Source organism: Mucilaginibacter sp. (genome assembly GCF_036568825.1).
GTDB lineage: Bacteria > Bacteroidota > Bacteroidia > Sphingobacteriales > Sphingobacteriaceae > Mucilaginibacter.
On record NZ_DATCRU010000078.1, the window covers coordinates 1 to 16,087 of the forward strand.

Genomic DNA, 16,087 nt, shown 5'->3' on the forward strand with positions numbered 1-16,087 from the left:
AAAATCTTTTACCGGACAACAGTGAACTTGTTTCGGCACCCCATCATAAAGGTATAAGATAGGCATGTCTGCTATCTGCAAATCGTCGACTAAGCAAGCGTGAATGTCCTGTGGGATGACCGAAACAAGTTCGGCATGACATTTTGGTGTTATGTCTTTTCATTTTTAAATCCCTATCTTGTATCCCCCTTTTAATTGACCGGATACACAATGATCGATCACGAAATAAAAATAAGTTTTAAGGAATACGCCTCTTTAGATGAACTGGAACAAGCCGATCAGCAGCTTTGCCTTGAGGCAGTTAAAGCATTGAAAACATCACATTCCCCATATAGTAAGTTTAGGGTTGGAGTAGCCATGCGACTGAAAAGCGGTAAGATATTGCACGCCAGCAACCAGGAAAATGCCGCTTACCCATCCGGACTTTGTGCCGAGCGGGTTGCGCTGTTTCATTGGGGCGCTAATCATGCTGATGATCCTATTGAAACAATGGCCATTACTGCGCATACGGATGAATTCAAACTGACAAAACCTGTTACTTCCTGTGGCGCCTGTTTACAAGTATTGGCGGAGTATGAGAAGAAACAAGGTAATGCAATAAAAATGTTACTCTATTGCCAGCAAGGACCGATATGGGTAGCAACCGGTGTAGAAACTTTTTTACCATTTTTGTTTTTTGAAGACAGGCTAATCAACAAAAACCTATGAAACTAAAACTCCTTCTGCTGACTATTTTATCCATCGTCAGTCTAACCACATTTGCACAAAGCGGCTTTCCTTTTGATAACGAGATCAGGGATTTTAAACACCAGGACAGTTTGCATTTTCCAAAGCCGAATGGCATCTTGTTCATCGGCAGTTCATCTATCCGCAAGTGGACCGATTTGGAACAACGCTTTGCAGGTAAACCAATCATTAGGAGAGGAGTAGGTGGTTGCGAAATATCACAGGTGGTAAAATATTATACACCTTACATCCTGTTCCCATACCATCCGCGCAAAATATTTATCTACGCAGGTGAGAATGATATTGCGGATGGCGGCAAAACAGCCGATTCAGTTTACGCCAGTTTTAAAACATTATGGGTCATGATCAGGAAGAAACTGCCAAATGCAAAGATTTACTACCTTTCAGCAAAATATGCTCCTGTGAGGGCAAAATTCCGCCCGGAAGAAGAAAAGGCGAATAAGATGGTGAAACAGTATCTTGCCAGTAAGCCGAACAGCCTCTATATCGATATGAACCCATCGATATACAAGTCTGGAACAACCAGGCCTGATTCTTCACTGTTTGAAAGTGATTATCTGCACCTGAACAGCAAAGGCTACGACCGCTGGCAAAAAGTGCTGACGCCTTATGTGAATTAAGATACTATTAAATTAAGCAAGTCGCATAGTTGACTCACCCGGTCGTATTCCGCTAGCCAGCGGATCGACCACCCTCTGTACCGCTTGCGGTACAGAGGGAATTTTTAATTCTTCTTTACCCTCTTTATGGCTTGCCATAGAGAGGGTCGAACAGCGTAGCGCATTCGGGGTGAGTCCACACGGAACCACGTACTGAATTAAGTGCCAAAGCGTAACTCCGCTTTCTCAAAACAATGACAACAAAGCAGGCTTAACTGCCATTTTGTGCCTAAAAATCAACGGGTTTGTTTTTTGTGGAGCGATACTTTATGGATTCATACTCACAAATAATTATTAATGCCGTTGAAAAGCTGCGCACTTCTGTGGTAAAGATCGAGCAATTTGATGTAAAGGAAGGGCGCGAGGCAATAACCGGTACGGGTACCGGGTTTTTATTTTCATCCGATGGTTATTTGTTTACCAATAGCCACGTAGTTAAAAAAGCAAAACATTTACGAACCATATTGTATGATGGGAGCATACACCACGCTACGCTGATTGGCGAAGACCCTTACACCGACCTCGCCATTTTAAAGATCGACGCTACGGATTACGCGCCAGCCATTCTAGGTGACTCAGATAGCTTACAAATCGGTCAATTAGCCATCGCCATAGGTAACCCTCTTGGTTTTCAGCATACCGTTACGGCAGGTGTGATAAGCGCTTTGGGACGGACCTTGAGCAGCGAAACCGGCGTCAGCATGGACAGCATGATACAAACCGATGCATCATTAAACCCCGGCAATTCCGGCGGTCCGCTTATTAATGCGGACGGCGAAGTTATTGGCGTAAATACAGCAATGATCCGTGGCGCACATGGCTTGTGTTTTGCCATCAGCATCAACACTGCCAAATCAGTAGCAGATCATTTGATACGCTATGGAAAAGTTAAGCGAGCTTATATCGGAGCAAGTTTGCAGCAGGTAGGCTTGGTGCCTAAACTGCGTACCATTCATCATCTAAAAAATCAACAGGCCCTGTTCATTACGCAGGTAGAAGATAATAGTCCCGCAGACAAAGGAGGTTTATTAAGCGGCGACATTATTTATGCCTTTAATGATAAGATGATCGAAACATCAGACCAGCTGTTTAAAATGCTGACCGGCGATAAAGTTGGGCAATTTCAGTATGTAAGTGTTCTGCGCAATAACCAGAAGAAGGAGCTGCGAGTAACCCCGGCAGAACGGTAAGTAAGTATTCTATAAACTTGTGTCTTTAGAAGTCGTTTTGAGATCAAAGACAATGTCATTTCGAATTCGCAGGGTCGGCCTATGCTGTGGTGCGAGTGAGAAAACTTATACAACTGTGCATGATAGGCTTTACCAGGCGTATAAGTTTTCTCCTCACCCCCGGCTCAAGCCCACTTCAAGTTCGTCGAAATGACACGATTTATAGTATTTCGCTAAATTTAAACAGACTCAGCCTATTTATTTACTTTAACAAATTACTGGTCAAAGGGTCTATAATTGTTTTTACCTCTGAAACGGTATTGATAGGGAAGTTTCCCAAACGTGCATGTTCGCGTATCACTTCTTCACTTTCGGCTATATGTACGCAGTAGATCTTGTCATCAGTAACATAGGACTGAATCCAATAATAGGGTTTGCCTATTTGCTGAACAACATCGCATGACAATTGAGATATAGCCTGTAATTCTTCTGGTGAAAGATTTCCGGCTCCCGGTAAAATTCTTTCTATTACAAATTTTTTCATACTAACAGTTTTTAATGTTTGATTACGATAACAAAGATAGACACTTGCATCACCCTGTATAATAGGGATATACCCTATATATCGGTAACAAATACCCTATTTTATAATTTCAAGGTTAATGGCTTCATGTACGGCCTTCACCCTGGAGTTCACATCCAGCTTAAAAAGAATCGATGTGATGTGATGATCGACCGTTTTGGCCGATATAAAAAGCCGGTCGGCTATTTCCTTATTCTGCATCCCTTCCTTTAATAGTTTTAGCACATCTACTTCACGCTCAGTAAGCCGGGCTGCATTGGCCCGCGTGCTTTCCCTCATTCCCCGGGGAATACTTTTGATGCCTGAAGCACGCATCTCCATCTTTAGTTTCTCATGCACAGCAGTAGCCCCCAACTCTTGCATCATGTTCAAAGCTTTTCGTTTATCTGTTTCATCTCCGTTAAATAAAGCCAGGGCCTGTTCATACGGGCAACCCAGGGCTTCCCACCAGCTTGCATCGTTATAGCTATTGTGCGATGGATGGAATGGCGTATATTTTTTTCTGGCTTTTAGTAACCAGTAAGCAAACTCGTTATCCATATCAGCATCGCCTGCCTGTTCAAGTGTTGTAATGGCAAAATCAACGGCTATGTTATCTGTCAGCATTTTGCCTGTTATCCATTCATATTCCAGCAGGGCTGCCAGTACCGGGATGATCCTTTGCAATTCCATTGTGCCGAATGCTTTTGCCCTTGCTTCAGTTAAAACCGATAATGCATCAGCATCGCCGCGGCGCATTTTTATTGTTGCGACAATAGCCATAGCGCCAATCTTAAAGATAGTCCCCTGGTTGGTGTTATGGATCAGGTTATCGGCGATATGATACGCTTCGGCCCATTGTCCGGTTTCCAGCTTTAACCGGGCGATATAGCCCGATAGATGATTCATCCATGAATCCATATCCTTTTCCTCGCAATATCGCAAGCCGGCCTCCAAAATGCTTTTCGCGAAGGCATAATCGTTGAGCAGTATCCCGTTACAACCCAGGTTAGAGTAGGCGCGTGCGGCATGTTCATGAAACGAATTTCTGAGGGCAATGTCCAGGCTTTGCTGCAATAAATAAAGCCCCTCTTTTCGGGTTGGAGCCATTCGCATTTTTACAGTGCCCACATTATTCAGAGCATGGGAAAGAATCTCTTCATCGCCTAGTTTCTTTGCTATCACTATGGCCTTTTCGCCCCAGTATACCGCTTCGGGGTACTGGTTATAGATCATGGTTAACTGCGACAAATTGCTATAGGCCATTGCCTTAGACTTCGAGTCGGGCTGATCGTCCAGTAGTTCAATCGCCTGCCGGGCAAAATCTTCCGCTTGCTTGCGGTTCCCGTCAACCCAGCCAAGCCTTGATAAAGACCGCATACAATCTGATGCCCGTTCTTTATTATCATCTCCCTCCCAGAGCTTAAGCGAACGGTTCATGTAGATGATCGCATCCTTGTGCTTGTTGATGAGATAGCACTCGTAGGCATAACCTTCATACAACTCATGCAGCTTATTTTTATCATGCCCCTGGTAATACTCTATGGCCGAAAAATAAAGCTTGGCCGATTCAATATGGGCGCCAATGCAGGAAGTGTGCCTGGCGGCTATCAGCGCATAATGGGTCACCAACTCATATTCATTAGCATTTTTTGCATGATGGATAATGCGTTCGATCTCTTGCTTTTGCTCAAAATCCTTTAAAAACAGGTCGAGGATGCGTTTGTTTAAGGATACTCTTAGGAGCGGAGACAGTGAGGCCTCAATAGTCCTGCGGTATAATTCATGCTTAAAAAACACTTTGTCATTTTCGTGAAGAATAATGCCTGACTCCAAAGAAAGCTCAACCGCTTCAACGCATGACGGATCCATTTTTAATAAATAGTCCGTTTCAAAACCGGTTGGCTGCACCGACAGGAATTTCCAAACCTCTTTGGTCTTTTCGCTTTGCCGATTATAAACAGATAGAATGGAATCTTTTACGTTATCAGGTACTCCTGTGCTGTAACTTGCCAATATTTCGGTCACATAAAATGGATTGCCGCCCGAAATACTGTAAACACTCTCGCCGCTATAACCCTTTTCGATAGACATGGCTTCAACAGCCTCTTTTGATAAAGCAGTAAGCTGCAAGCGGGTAAAAATATCCCTTGGCAATTGACCGAAAACATTTCTCAGCGGATGCCCCAAAATAATCTCGTTATCCCTGAAGGTAAGTATGAAAAGACAATGTAACTGGTTAATGCGTCTTGCCAGGAACTTGATAAAGTCAAGCGTAGCTTCATCGGCCCAATGCACATCTTCAAAAATGAGTACGATTGGTTCGTTTTGGTTACATAGTTCTTGCAACAGGTTGGTAAATAGCTCAGTCCGGTCTTTTTTATCTTTTACACGCTCCATCACATCGCTTTGCATTTGCCAGGCAATGTCATAAAGCGGTGCTAAAGGGCGTGGAGTAAATAAAGCATCACAGGTGCCTTGTAATATTTTACATTCTTTTTTGATCTCCTGGCAAAAGGCCCGTACCAGGGATGTTTTCCCTATGCCGGCTTCTCCGCTCACTAAAAGGCAATGACCCTCCGCTTCCGCGATGTTCTCAAATTTGTGATGCAATGTAGTTAGAAAGTCTGCTCTTTCAATCAATTCCATATTTGGTAAGTGTAAATACGGAGTTATAGTCTTAAGGGTTGGATCAGTCCTTTATAATATAAAGCTCCTGTTAGCCAGCACAATATAACATAGTAAATATACCCGTATTATCTCAAATCATGAGTATTATATTATTAATATTTGAACAGATATAGGTAGACCATGTATGGGTTTTTTCGGGCACAAAACTAGAAACGAAGTCTTAGTCCATAACGGATATATTCCCTACATAATTTATAGGCTATCCCCATTTTGTAATACCCTATATGAGTAGGCTGATAAATAAACCCTACTCCTAAAAATAAGGCGCAGGGTGTGATAATATGGGGTAAATGTCTGACATCCGGGAGCGATATCCGCAGTTCCTTTGTATCAGAAATTTTTGTCAACCCTTTAAAGTCAAAGCATCATGAAAACCTCATTTATTATTGCAGCATTTTTGTTCGCCGGTTTCTCATCAAACCTGTATGCACAAACCGACTCCAAGTCACCAAAGAACAACCTGTACCTGGACGTCCATCATTTTAAACCCGGCTCTGTAACTTACGAAGATGTGGCCAACGCACACCTGAAAGACCTTGCTACCGAAAAAAAATTCGGCGTACAATTTATTAAGTATTGGGTAGACGAAGCCGATGGTAATGTATACTGTCTGTCTTCGGCCCCTGATTCCATGGCTATTCGTAAAACCCATGCTAAGGCTCATGGCCTTCTGCCCAGCCAGATCTACATGGTAAATGCCGGTCAGGAATCAGCAGAAACCAATGCCGGAAATTACTTCCTGGATATCCACCACCTGGGCGCCGGTAAAGTTACTGCTAAAGATGTAGCCGCAGCGCATCAAAAGGATTTGGCTGTTGAAAAGAAATATGGCGTGAATTTTATCAATTACTGGGTAAATGAGAAAGACGGCGTAGTAGTGTGTTTCTCACAGGCACCTGATTCAACCGCCATCATCCAAACTCACAAAGAAGCTCACGGCCTGGTTCCTGATCAGATAGAAAGAGTAAAACAAGGAGAATAATTTAAAAATTACACCGGGAGAACGTTCCTCACCCTGCATCGCGAATGCCATTTTTCCTCATACTGCCCGAACCTGATTAAGGGCGGCGTGGCCCGGATAAACCAGACATCAATACCTATAAACAAAGAAGGCCCGAAACCGGGCCTTCTTCATACAAAACAAAACAATAATCACCCTTTATTTAAATGAGGTTTCCACCTTCGTTATTTTCCATCCTGCGCCAACGTGCTCAGCTGTGATCACATCGGTACGGGTATAATCTGCATACTTCATATCTACCTTTAGCACCTTTTTTGAATCATCATCCTGCATAACCGATTTGGTGCACTGGCAGTCTTGCTCAATATTGGCATTAGCTTTCAGGCCGTCCATAATTTGTGCTTTGGTTAACATGTTCACACGTTCGCCGCGTTTCATATTGAATTGTGCATCGTCATCAATTGCATCGCTTACACCATCCAGTTTACCGTGAACTATTGCGTTTAGATAGGTGTCGATTACTTCGTCTTTAGAATTTCCGTGGCCAATTGGCGCAGCCTGAGAGAAGCCGCAAACCAGTAATAAAGCCAGTCCCATCATCATTGCTTTAAGCGTTTTCATAAATTTGGTATTTGAGGTTAAAATTTGATTTATATCTATAAGACAGGGGCACCTATGCCTTCGTTACATCAAAAAGCCGCAAAAAACCGATTTTAACAAACATTTAACATTCCTTACAATGCATTGACATTTTTGCATTATTGACTAATTTGCACCTGTCATGATTGAGTTCACCACAATGATCCTACAGTTTGCCGAACAGGGCGAAAAGACCGGCTGGAGCTATATCGAGATACCTGCCGATATTGCCCAGCAAATGAAACCGGGGAATAAAAAATCATTCCGGGTGCGCGGTATGCTGGATGCGCTGCCTGTAAGTGGAATGGCGCTGATGCCTATGGGCGAGGGCAATTTCATCATGGCATTAAAGGCCGAAGTCCGCAAAGGCATCCATAAAAATGCCGGGGCCATGCTGCACGTGAAACTGGAGGAGGATATTGATTTCAAAGTTGAAATGCCCGCCGATCTGCAGGAGTGTTTTGATTTTGAACCCGATGCACTGGAGTTTTTCAATACCTTGGCCAAATCGCACCGCAAATATTTTATTAAATGGATTGAAGGTGCCAAAACCCGTGAGACGCGTGAAAAGCGAATTGTCAACACAGTAAATGCGATGCTGAGGAAATGGCCTTATAATGTGATGCTGAGGGAGATGCGAAAGGATGGGTGATGTGCAGATGTGCGCATAATCTCTATATTTATGTAACAAAATTTGCCTAACTTTTATTATTAATCCCCTTATTTCATGAGAGTCACTTGTGTATTAATTATCTTGGCTTTCGCATTCTGCACTGCGCATGCACAACAACCTAACCCGCAAAAAAAGGTTATATATTTAAGTATCGTGCAAAATAAGATTACCAAGGCCAGGGATACAACAGTATTTTGGGGCAAAAAGCATTATTGGTATGCCACGGTACCTGTGAAATTATTCAATCTTTCTGATGATAAGTTGTCTTATTTCACCATGACATGTTCAACATTTGAGATATTTACCACCAACAACAAAAATGTAGAAGTAGAACTACAGCCTTGTCAGCACAATGTTCCAACTCTCTCTACTGTATTATCACATCAATCATCTATAACAAACATAAACTTGTTTTTTTCCAAAAATGCAAAGGATGACGTACTTCGTTTTAAGATTGGAATGTATTTATGCAGATATCCGCAGATGGATGAGAGCAAGTTCTTTGAATACCTCGTTCATAGCAGTTGGCCTAAAAATCTTCTTATTTGGTCAAACGAGGTAGTGATAACAAACTAAACTATTCAATTCTGTTATAATTCTTAAATTCTGTAAATTCTGGTTCAGACAGACTGCCGTGCGCATTACGCCAACCACCTGGCCTACTACAATTAATACAACATCAACAACCTCCTCCAACCAATGTTCAAATGTTGATTAAATCCGCACATCTGCACATCCGCACATCTGCACATTTCCCTATCTTTACCCATCTATATTTTTTAGCTAAGAATGAGTGAAGATCTGAGTAACAATCTATCTGAAAATAACAACGACAAACTACACAACGTAACCTCGCTCAACGGGTTATATGAAAACTGGTTCCTGGACTATGCCTCATATGTTATCCTTGACCGTGCAGTGCCCCATATCAACGATGGTTTGAAGCCTGTACAGCGCCGTATCCTGCACTCGCTGAAGGAGATGGACGACGGTCGTTTCAACAAGGCCGCCAATGTGATCGGTAATACCATGAAGTACCACCCGCATGGCGATGCCTCCATCGGCGATGCCATGGTGCAGATAGGGCAGAAGAACCTGCTGATCGATTGCCAGGGTAACTGGGGCGACCCGGTGACCGGCGACTCGGCCGCTGCTCCTCGTTATATTGAGGCCCGTTTATCCAAATTCGCCAATGAGGTAGTTTTCAACCCGGATACTACAGAATGGCAGGCAAGTTATGATGGAAGGAACAAAGAACCTGTTACTTTGCCGGTTAAGTTCCCTTTGCTGCTGGCTCAGGGCGCAGAAGGTATTGCTGTAGGCTTAGCTACTAAGATTTTACCGCATAATTTTGTTGAGCTGCTGGATGCCTCTATCGGTGTTTTACAAGGTGTACGGCCGAACCTTGTGCCTGATTTCTTCACTGGTGGTATGGCCGATTGTTCGGCTTATAACGAGGGGCAGCGTGGCGGTAAAGTACGTGTTCGTGCGAAGATTATTGAAAAGGATAAGAAGACGCTGGCAATCACAGAAATTCCATTTAGCACTACTACGGGCAGTTTGATCGATAGCGTAATTGCGGCAAATGATAAAGGCAAGATCAAGATCAAAAAGATCGAGGATAACACGGCAGCCAATGTGGAGATCATTATTCACCTGGCACCAGGTATATCACCGGACGTAACCATTGATGCACTGTATGCCTTTACCGATTGCGAGGTGTCCATATCGCCCAATACCTGTGTGATCCAGAATGATAAGCCGCGTTTCATCAGTGTAAATGACATGCTTACCGAGAGCACGCATTATACTAAAGAACTGCTGAAACAGGAATTGCAGATCAGGCTGAAGGAATTGATGGAGAAGATATTCTTTAGTTCGTTACTCAAGATATTTATCCAGGAAGGGATGTACAAGCACCCGGACTATGAAAGCTCAGGGACTTTTGATACGGTAGTTGAGGTATTGAATACTTTATTTGCCCCGTTCTTCTCCCAATTCTACCGCGAGATATTGCCTGAGGATTATAAGAAGCTGATCGATAAACCAATGAGCAGCATCACCCGTTTTGATGTAAAAAAAGCGGATGAGCAAATGAAAGCTTTAGAAGGCGAGATAAAGGAAGTAAAACATCACCTGAAACACCTGAACGATTATGCTATTGCCTGGTTTCAGAAACTGAAAGATAAATACGGCAAGGATCGGGAACGTAAAACCGAGCTGCGTACTTTTGATAAAGTAGAAGCCGCGCAGGTGGCCTTAGCCAATGTGAAGCTGTATGTAAACCGTGAGGATGGCTTCATCGGTACAGGTTTGCGTAAGGATGAATTTGTGTGCGATTGCTCTGATATCGATGAAATCATCGTATTCCGGGGAGATGGTAAATGTATCATCACCAAAGTGCAGGATAAGGTATTTGTGGGTAAAGATGTGATCCATGCGGCCGTGTTCAAAAAGAACGATGAACGCACGGTTTACAACATGATTTACAAGGATGGTCAAAGCGGTGTAAGCTACATCAAGCGTTTCAGTGTAGTAGGGGTAACCCGTGATAAAGAATACGACCTGACTAAAGGAACAAAAGGATCTAAAGTGCTATACTTCACCGCCAACCCCAACGGTGAGGCCGAAGTGGTGAATATTCAACTAAAGCCGCACTCCAAACTGCGCAAACTGCAATTTGATGAGGATTTTGCAGTGATCGCTATTAAGGGCCGTGCCTCAATGGGTAACATCATCACCAAATACCCCGTGAAAAAGATTGCGCTGAAAAGCAAAGGTGTTTCCACCCTGGCAGGGCGTAAGATTTGGTACGACGATATCCTTAAACGTCTGAATGCTGACGGTAGGGGTAAGTATCTTGGCGAGTTTGACGGCGATGATCGCATATTAACCGTTTTGAACACTGGCGTATACGAGCTAACCAATTTCGACCTGAATAACCACTTTGACGATAAAATGATCCTGATCGAAAAGTATGACCCGGATAAAGTTTATTCGGTGATTCATTTCGAAGGAAAGTCGAAAAACTACATGGTGAAGCGTTTTGTGTTCGAGAATACCAGTTTGGGTAAACAAACCAGCATCATCAGCGAAGAAGGCGGCTCGAAGCTGGTATTGATATCCGGTGCAAAACAGCCTGTTGCGAAGATCGATCAGTTAAAAGGTAAAACCGAAACTCCGGAAACCGTTGAAGTGAATCTGGCAGATATCATCGATGTAAAGGGAATCAAAGCCATGGGTAACCGCCTGTCGGCACATGCCGTGCAAAAAGTAGAGCTAATAGCTGAGCACGATGACGAAGAAGACGTGCCCGACCCGGAACCAAACTCAGTAGAGGATACCGAGATCATCACAACACCCGAAGAAAAAACAGAAGAAGATGAAGCTCCGTCAGTAGAATCAAAACCAGAAGACAAATCGGTGGAATCCCCACCAAAAAAGATCGATTTTGAGATCACCAATCCGGACGATATCGATATAGACGATAAAGGACAGTTGGGGTTGTTTTAAGGAGAAGAAAACGGGTGTCACACTGAGCCTGTCGAAGTGCGGTGCGCATAGGCCTGCCCACATGTTTCGACAGGCTCAACATGACCCCCAAGGCTACAATCTCCCCAAATACACCTCCGTATCATACCGGAACATCACCGTCCCATTAGTCTGATACTGATCAAAAATAGCCTTTAACTGAATGCTAAACAGCTGTCCTTCCGGTGTATCCTCAGCCGGAACATAGGACGATGAAAAAGCCCGTCCCGCCAATTGCTCAAAATTAAATACCTGGTAGTTAGAGAATTTGACCAGCTTATATTTCCCGCCATGATAAAAGGCGACAAAATCAGCCTCGGTCAGATTTTGATGATTTATCCGTTCATAATCGCCGCTTTGCTGTTTCAATAGCAACTCATATGCTATCGCAAAATCATCGGCATCAATACAACGATTGTTCCATATCAAAGCCACATGCCCATATGGAGCCAGGATGCGTTTAAATTCGACCTTAGTTTCAGTATTGTTAAACCAATGGAACGCCTGCGCACAAACGATCAGGCTTGCGCTTTTATCAGGCAAGGAAGTATCTTCTGCTGTACCATTTACCGAATGAAATCCATGCAATGACTTCAACTGTTTTTCCGCCTCATGCCGCATGGATTCATTAGGCTCAACTGCATAAACGGTATACCCGCGATCAAGTAGTAGTTTAGTAAAAATGCCGGTTCCTGAACCTACATCAGCAATAACAGATTCCGGAGTGAGATGGCATTCGTGCTGCAAATGATCCAATACCTTATCCGGATAGCTCGGCCGGTATTTGGCATAATTGGCTACCCGGTTACTAAAACGTACAGTTGAATCATGCACCATAGGTATATTTTTTGACAAATTGAAAACTCCGCCAACCTTAGGCCGCGCTTATATACTTATATAAAATGAAGCCTCAAAGACATGACCATATTGCAGGTGCTGAATTGCTTCTTTCTGACTAATGTCAACGTGCTTGCCATCAGTATCAGCGCAGCCCAGCCAGGGTTCTATACATATAAAATCGGCATCCGGTTTGGCCCATATTCCCAGGTAGTTAAAGTGCGGGAATTCCACCGCTAAAGACTGATCGTGCTTAGTGCTTTTTATGGTGATCTCCCGTGAGTTTAAATGCTTAAACACCCAGGCATCCTGCTTAAACATATCGCGGGTGAGTGGTATCCGGTGCTTATCAAGCGTTACCGGTTCAGTTTGACCGGTATAATACCCCTTGTCTGATAACAAATGCTTGTCCAGTTTATCATCGGCATCAAACTCCAGGTAATAATCCTCATAATTTTCACCCTTATTAAAAGGTACGTTAAATGCCGGGTGACCGCCTACTGAAAAATAAATGGTATCACGTTCGTGGTTGATCACTTTATAGGTAACACGTAAGGCATTTTCTATCAGGTCGTAACAAATCTGGAAATCAAATTTGTACGGGTAAACCTCCAGCGTATGTTCCGAATAAGGAAGTGAAAACCTAGCCGAAGTCTCACTGGATTCGATCAGCAGCAATTCAGACTGCCGGTTAAACCCATGGCGTTCCATTTTGTAAGCTTTCCCATTCACCAGCAACTCATTATCGATCAACCCGCCCACAACCGGGAACAGGTTCGGTGCATGCCAGGGCCAAACAGCAGGGTCTGCCTGCCATAAATGCTCAACGCCGGTGGCTTTGTTATAGATGGAGGTGAGCTCACCTCCTTTGTTACGGATACTTACTTTAAGGAAATCGTTTTCAATGGTAGTCATAGGTATTGGTTAAATGGTTGTTAGCGCAATACAAAGTACTGCATTTTTTCTAAAAAGGCGATCAAAATTCTAACCAATAAACTTGCGGTATGTTTGCCTCACCCTAAACGGCGTAGCCCTCATGAACACCTTTGAAGTCAATCAACTCGTGAATAATCCCTCTCCAAGAGAGAGGGACTTTAAAATACCTTCCTGATTTACTCCCTCTCCTTTTGGAGAGGGTCGGGGTGAGGCTTAGTCATCGTCATCTTTCTTCTTTTTTTCCAGTATCACAAATGCGCTGCGTTTTGGCGCCGGCATTACAGAATTTTCACCTTTTACCGATTTCCAGATCACTTCATTCAGGTCCAGATCAGGTACTTTGTCTTCCTTAGCAAGATTAAAGAATTGCGAGCGACGGCTGCTTTCGTTATCAGCTACATTGCGTTGCTCCAGGTCAACTTCAGCAGGTTTTACAACATAAGGTGTCAGATCAGGTTTATTAGAGAAACATTCATACAGAGGCTTAGCCGCAGCGTCGTATTGACTCATCGGCGGCAAACCTAAGATCAACTCGATAGTGCGAAGTATGCCCGAGGTCGAATACATTTCATGTACTACAGCGTTGCGTTTTACATAAGCCCCTACAACAAATGCTGGTGACCGGTGTGCATCAATATGGTCGGGACCGTTCTGTGCATCATCCTCTAAAATAAATACCACAGACTCTTTCCAGATCGGGCTTTTTGAAAGATGCTCTATCAGCATACCTACCGCCAGGTCATTATCGCCTACTGCAGCAATCGGCGATATAGCACCCTTATGCTGACCGCTGGTATGGTCATTGGATATACGGATAGTGTTTAGTTGGGGAACTTTGTTGATTGCCAGCAACGAATCAAAATCATGCGCCCATACCTCTTCGCGTTTAACGTCCTTAATATTTAAATCAAAGCCTGGCGCCTGCTGACAGTAATGGCCCTCCAACGATTTAATATTGGGCTTATAATCATCGGCAAATTCGCCATAAGTACGATAGCTTACGCCTGCGCGTTTGCAGTAATCCCATATGTAGCCATCGCGGGGATCGCCAATACGGCGTGTACCCTCTGAATCATAATTACCACCGCGACCACCATAGCTTGTTGGCCAGGTCTTTTCAATAAAGTCGGTTGCATAAGCGGCAGTGCTCCAGTTATGGCCATCGGCGCTTACCTCGGCATCTACATAAAAGTTGTCCATCAAAACAAACTCGTTTGCAATGGCATGTTCATTAGGTGTAACGTGTTTACCAAAGATACATAGTGAGGTATCACCATTACCCTGTGGCATGTCGCCCAAAACCTGGTCATAGGTGCGGTTTTCTTTAATAATATAGAAAACGTGTTTGATCGGCGATTTTTCGCCTGCTTTACGCGGTATTGGATTCCCTTCTTCACCATCAGCCAAAGCGGTTTTCTTAGTGTTGAAAGGCGTGTTGGCATACACCTGTTTGGTATAAACCTTCAATTGTGCTTCCTGCGGCGCTTTGATGAAAGATAAAGTACCTTTAAAAAGACCGCCAATGTATTGTTCCTTAGTGTTTTTAGCTCCGGCCTGATAGCCGCTGTTATCAGTTTTCTTTACAGGTTGAGGTCCACGCGGATTAGCCATCGAAGTAAAGCCCTTACCATTGCTCACCAATATTTTATTACCTAATGTTTTTACATTGGTTGGATACCATCCAACCGGAATAAAGCCTAAACTGTGGCTGCTGCCTGGCTTAGAAACATCGAATACAGCTAAACAGTTATTGTCCGCATTTGCGATATATAAAGTTTTTTCATCAGGAGATAAAGCCAATCCGTTGGAAGTTGAGCCGGTTAAGTGCGTGGGGTATAGTGAAGTAGAGAAGGTCTCAACGGTCTTCTCTGTAGTTGTATTGATGACAGAAACCGAATTATCATTCGCATTGGCAACAAACAGGTAGGTGCCTTTTTTATTCAGCAGCAACTCATTAGGGTGATTGCCGGTTTTGATAGTTTTGGCCAGACTTCCGGTTACGGTATTGTATACCACCACTTTTTCGCCACCCCAAATAGAAATGTAAAGACTCTTGTTATCAGGCGACAGGATGCAACTGTAAGCTTCGGCAGGCAGTTCAACGCGTTTTACTACTTCACGTGTTTTCAAGTCGACCACGTATAAGGCGCTATCCTCTTTGGTAACCGTGTATAAACGTGTGTCGTTTTTATTAACAGCGATGCCTGTAGGGCAAACTTTGTTCTTGGGCCATGATGCAGGGGCTAATCGGATCGTATCAGCTTTGCCGAGTTTGTTATTTTCTATATGATATCCCAATATCCGGTTATCATTCCCACCGGATGCATACAGCACCTTTTCATCATGACTGAATGCCAGTCCGTACCATGATTTGCTGATCACTTTCTCATCCAGCAGCTTCTCATTTTTTGGGTCGATCAGTTGTACCGATTGTGTACTTTGCCCGTTGTTGGTCACCGCTAGTAATTTGCCCGATGCAGATAGTTGTATATTAAGCGGAAGATCGCCCAAAGGCAAGCTTGTCCCCGCCGGACTTAGTTTCCAGCCATTGGGTAGTAATACCTGACCCGTTTTTTCAATTTTCCCCGGAAGCTGGGCATAAGCCTGGAAAGATGTAGCCGAAAAAAGGATGATGGATAATAGTTTTAGTTTCATGATTAGCGTAGATATTGCATCAAAATT

General features: G+C 43.6%; 13 protein-coding genes. 7 read left to right on the forward strand and 6 right to left on the reverse strand.

Annotation, left to right across the window (positions count from 1 at the left end):
• Window positions 1-210: 210 nt before the first annotated feature.
• The 3 genes from VIM89_RS17585 (at window position 211) to VIM89_RS17595 (ending at window position 2,596) form a co-directional block, all read left to right on the forward strand.
• On the forward strand, window positions 211-708 hold the full coding sequence (locus tag VIM89_RS17585) for a cytidine deaminase (RefSeq protein ID WP_488157490.1): 498 nt from the start codon (window positions 211-213) through the stop codon (window positions 706-708).
• Entirely contained in the window at window positions 705-1,367 is a 663-nt protein-coding gene (locus VIM89_RS17590) for a GDSL-type esterase/lipase family protein (protein WP_488157491.1), read from the forward strand. Before VIM89_RS17585 ends, VIM89_RS17590 begins: the two co-directional genes overlap by 4 nt.
• Before the next feature lie 308 nt (window positions 1,368-1,675).
• On the forward strand, window positions 1,676-2,596 hold the full coding sequence (locus tag VIM89_RS17595; protein ID WP_488157492.1) for a S1C family serine protease: 921 nt from the start codon (window positions 1,676-1,678) through the stop codon (window positions 2,594-2,596).
• Window positions 2,597-2,837: 241 nt separating this feature from the next.
• Here the strand turns inward: VIM89_RS17595 and VIM89_RS17600 are convergent, their stop codons facing one another.
• Both VIM89_RS17600 and VIM89_RS17605 read right to left on the reverse strand, forming a co-directional pair.
• Window positions 2,838-3,119 carry a DUF4242 domain-containing protein gene (locus VIM89_RS17600; RefSeq protein ID WP_488157493.1) on the reverse strand — a complete coding sequence of 94 codons (282 nt, stop codon included), beginning with the start codon at window positions 3,117-3,119 and terminating at the stop codon, window positions 2,838-2,840.
• 96 nt (window positions 3,120-3,215) lie between these two features.
• Window positions 3,216-5,786 (reverse strand): helix-turn-helix transcriptional regulator, encoded by a 2,571-nt coding sequence (locus VIM89_RS17605; RefSeq protein WP_488157494.1) that lies wholly within the window; start codon window positions 5,784-5,786, stop codon window positions 3,216-3,218.
• A gap of 409 nt (window positions 5,787-6,195) precedes the next feature.
• On the opposite strand from VIM89_RS17605, the gene VIM89_RS17610 reads away from it, so the two are divergent.
• Entirely contained in the window at window positions 6,196-6,810 is a 615-nt protein-coding gene (locus VIM89_RS17610) for a DUF4242 domain-containing protein (protein ID WP_488157495.1), read from the forward strand.
• 177 nt (window positions 6,811-6,987) lie between these two features.
• On the opposite strand, the gene VIM89_RS17615 is transcribed toward VIM89_RS17610, so the two are convergent.
• A complete protein-coding gene (locus VIM89_RS17615; RefSeq protein ID WP_488157496.1) occupies window positions 6,988-7,410 on the reverse strand; it encodes a hypothetical protein in 423 nt (140 codons plus the stop codon).
• 160 nt (window positions 7,411-7,570) lie between these two features.
• On the opposite strand from VIM89_RS17615, the gene VIM89_RS17620 reads away from it, so the two are divergent.
• The 3 genes from VIM89_RS17620 (at window position 7,571) to VIM89_RS17630 (ending at window position 11,614) form a co-directional block, all read left to right on the forward strand.
• On the forward strand, window positions 7,571-8,080 hold the full coding sequence (locus VIM89_RS17620) for a YdeI/OmpD-associated family protein (RefSeq protein ID WP_488157497.1): 510 nt from the start codon (window positions 7,571-7,573) through the stop codon (window positions 8,078-8,080).
• A gap of 102 nt (window positions 8,081-8,182) precedes the next feature.
• Complete coding sequence (locus tag VIM89_RS17625) at window positions 8,183-8,677, forward strand: hypothetical protein (protein WP_488157498.1); 495 nt, start codon at window positions 8,183-8,185, stop codon at window positions 8,675-8,677.
• A gap of 213 nt (window positions 8,678-8,890) precedes the next feature.
• Window positions 8,891-11,614: a DNA gyrase/topoisomerase IV subunit A gene (locus VIM89_RS17630; RefSeq protein WP_488157499.1), complete on the forward strand. Its 2,724-nt coding sequence runs from the start codon at window positions 8,891-8,893 to the stop codon at window positions 11,612-11,614.
• A gap of 93 nt (window positions 11,615-11,707) precedes the next feature.
• Here VIM89_RS17630 and VIM89_RS17635 read toward each other — a convergent pair whose 3' ends face one another.
• From VIM89_RS17635 to VIM89_RS17645, 3 genes are all read right to left on the reverse strand, one after another.
• Window positions 11,708-12,469 (reverse strand): class I SAM-dependent methyltransferase, encoded by a 762-nt coding sequence (locus VIM89_RS17635; RefSeq protein WP_488157500.1) that lies wholly within the window; start codon window positions 12,467-12,469, stop codon window positions 11,708-11,710.
• A 48-nt stretch (window positions 12,470-12,517) separates the two neighbouring features.
• Complete coding sequence (locus VIM89_RS17640; RefSeq protein ID WP_488157501.1) at window positions 12,518-13,384, reverse strand: aldose 1-epimerase family protein; 867 nt, start codon at window positions 13,382-13,384, stop codon at window positions 12,518-12,520.
• 234 nt (window positions 13,385-13,618) lie between these two features.
• Complete coding sequence (locus VIM89_RS17645) at window positions 13,619-16,060, reverse strand: bifunctional YncE family protein/alkaline phosphatase family protein (protein WP_488157502.1); 2,442 nt, start codon at window positions 16,058-16,060, stop codon at window positions 13,619-13,621.
• Window positions 16,061-16,087 lie beyond the last annotated feature (27 nt).

Excerpts from the sequence above, each read along its gene's own strand:
- VIM89_RS17620 (WP_488157497.1), top strand. The coding sequence starts at position 7,571 with ATGATTGAGTTCACCACAATGATCCTACAGTTTGCCGAACAGGGCGAA.
- VIM89_RS17600 (WP_488157493.1), bottom strand. The coding sequence starts at position 3,119 with ATGAAAAAATTTGTAATAGAAAGAATTTTACCGGGAGCCGGAAATCTT.
- VIM89_RS17590 (WP_488157491.1), top strand. The coding sequence starts at position 705 with ATGAAACTAAAACTCCTTCTGCTGACTATTTTATCCATCGTCAGTCTA.
- VIM89_RS17595 (WP_488157492.1), top strand. The coding sequence starts at position 1,676 with ATGGATTCATACTCACAAATAATTATTAATGCCGTTGAAAAGCTGCGC.
- VIM89_RS17635 (WP_488157500.1), bottom strand. The coding sequence starts at position 12,469 with ATGGTGCATGATTCAACTGTACGTTTTAGTAACCGGGTAGCCAATTAT.
- VIM89_RS17585 (WP_488157490.1), top strand. The coding sequence starts at position 211 with ATGATCGATCACGAAATAAAAATAAGTTTTAAGGAATACGCCTCTTTA.
- VIM89_RS17645 (WP_488157502.1), bottom strand. The coding sequence starts at position 16,060 with ATGAAACTAAAACTATTATCCATCATCCTTTTTTCGGCTACATCTTTC.
- VIM89_RS17630 (WP_488157499.1), top strand. The coding sequence starts at position 8,891 with ATGAGTGAAGATCTGAGTAACAATCTATCTGAAAATAACAACGACAAA.
- VIM89_RS17610 (WP_488157495.1), top strand. The coding sequence starts at position 6,196 with ATGAAAACCTCATTTATTATTGCAGCATTTTTGTTCGCCGGTTTCTCA.
- VIM89_RS17615 (WP_488157496.1), bottom strand. The coding sequence starts at position 7,410 with ATGAAAACGCTTAAAGCAATGATGATGGGACTGGCTTTATTACTGGTT.
- VIM89_RS17640 (WP_488157501.1), bottom strand. The coding sequence starts at position 13,384 with ATGACTACCATTGAAAACGATTTCCTTAAAGTAAGTATCCGTAACAAA.
- VIM89_RS17605 (WP_488157494.1), bottom strand. The coding sequence starts at position 5,786 with ATGGAATTGATTGAAAGAGCAGACTTTCTAACTACATTGCATCACAAA.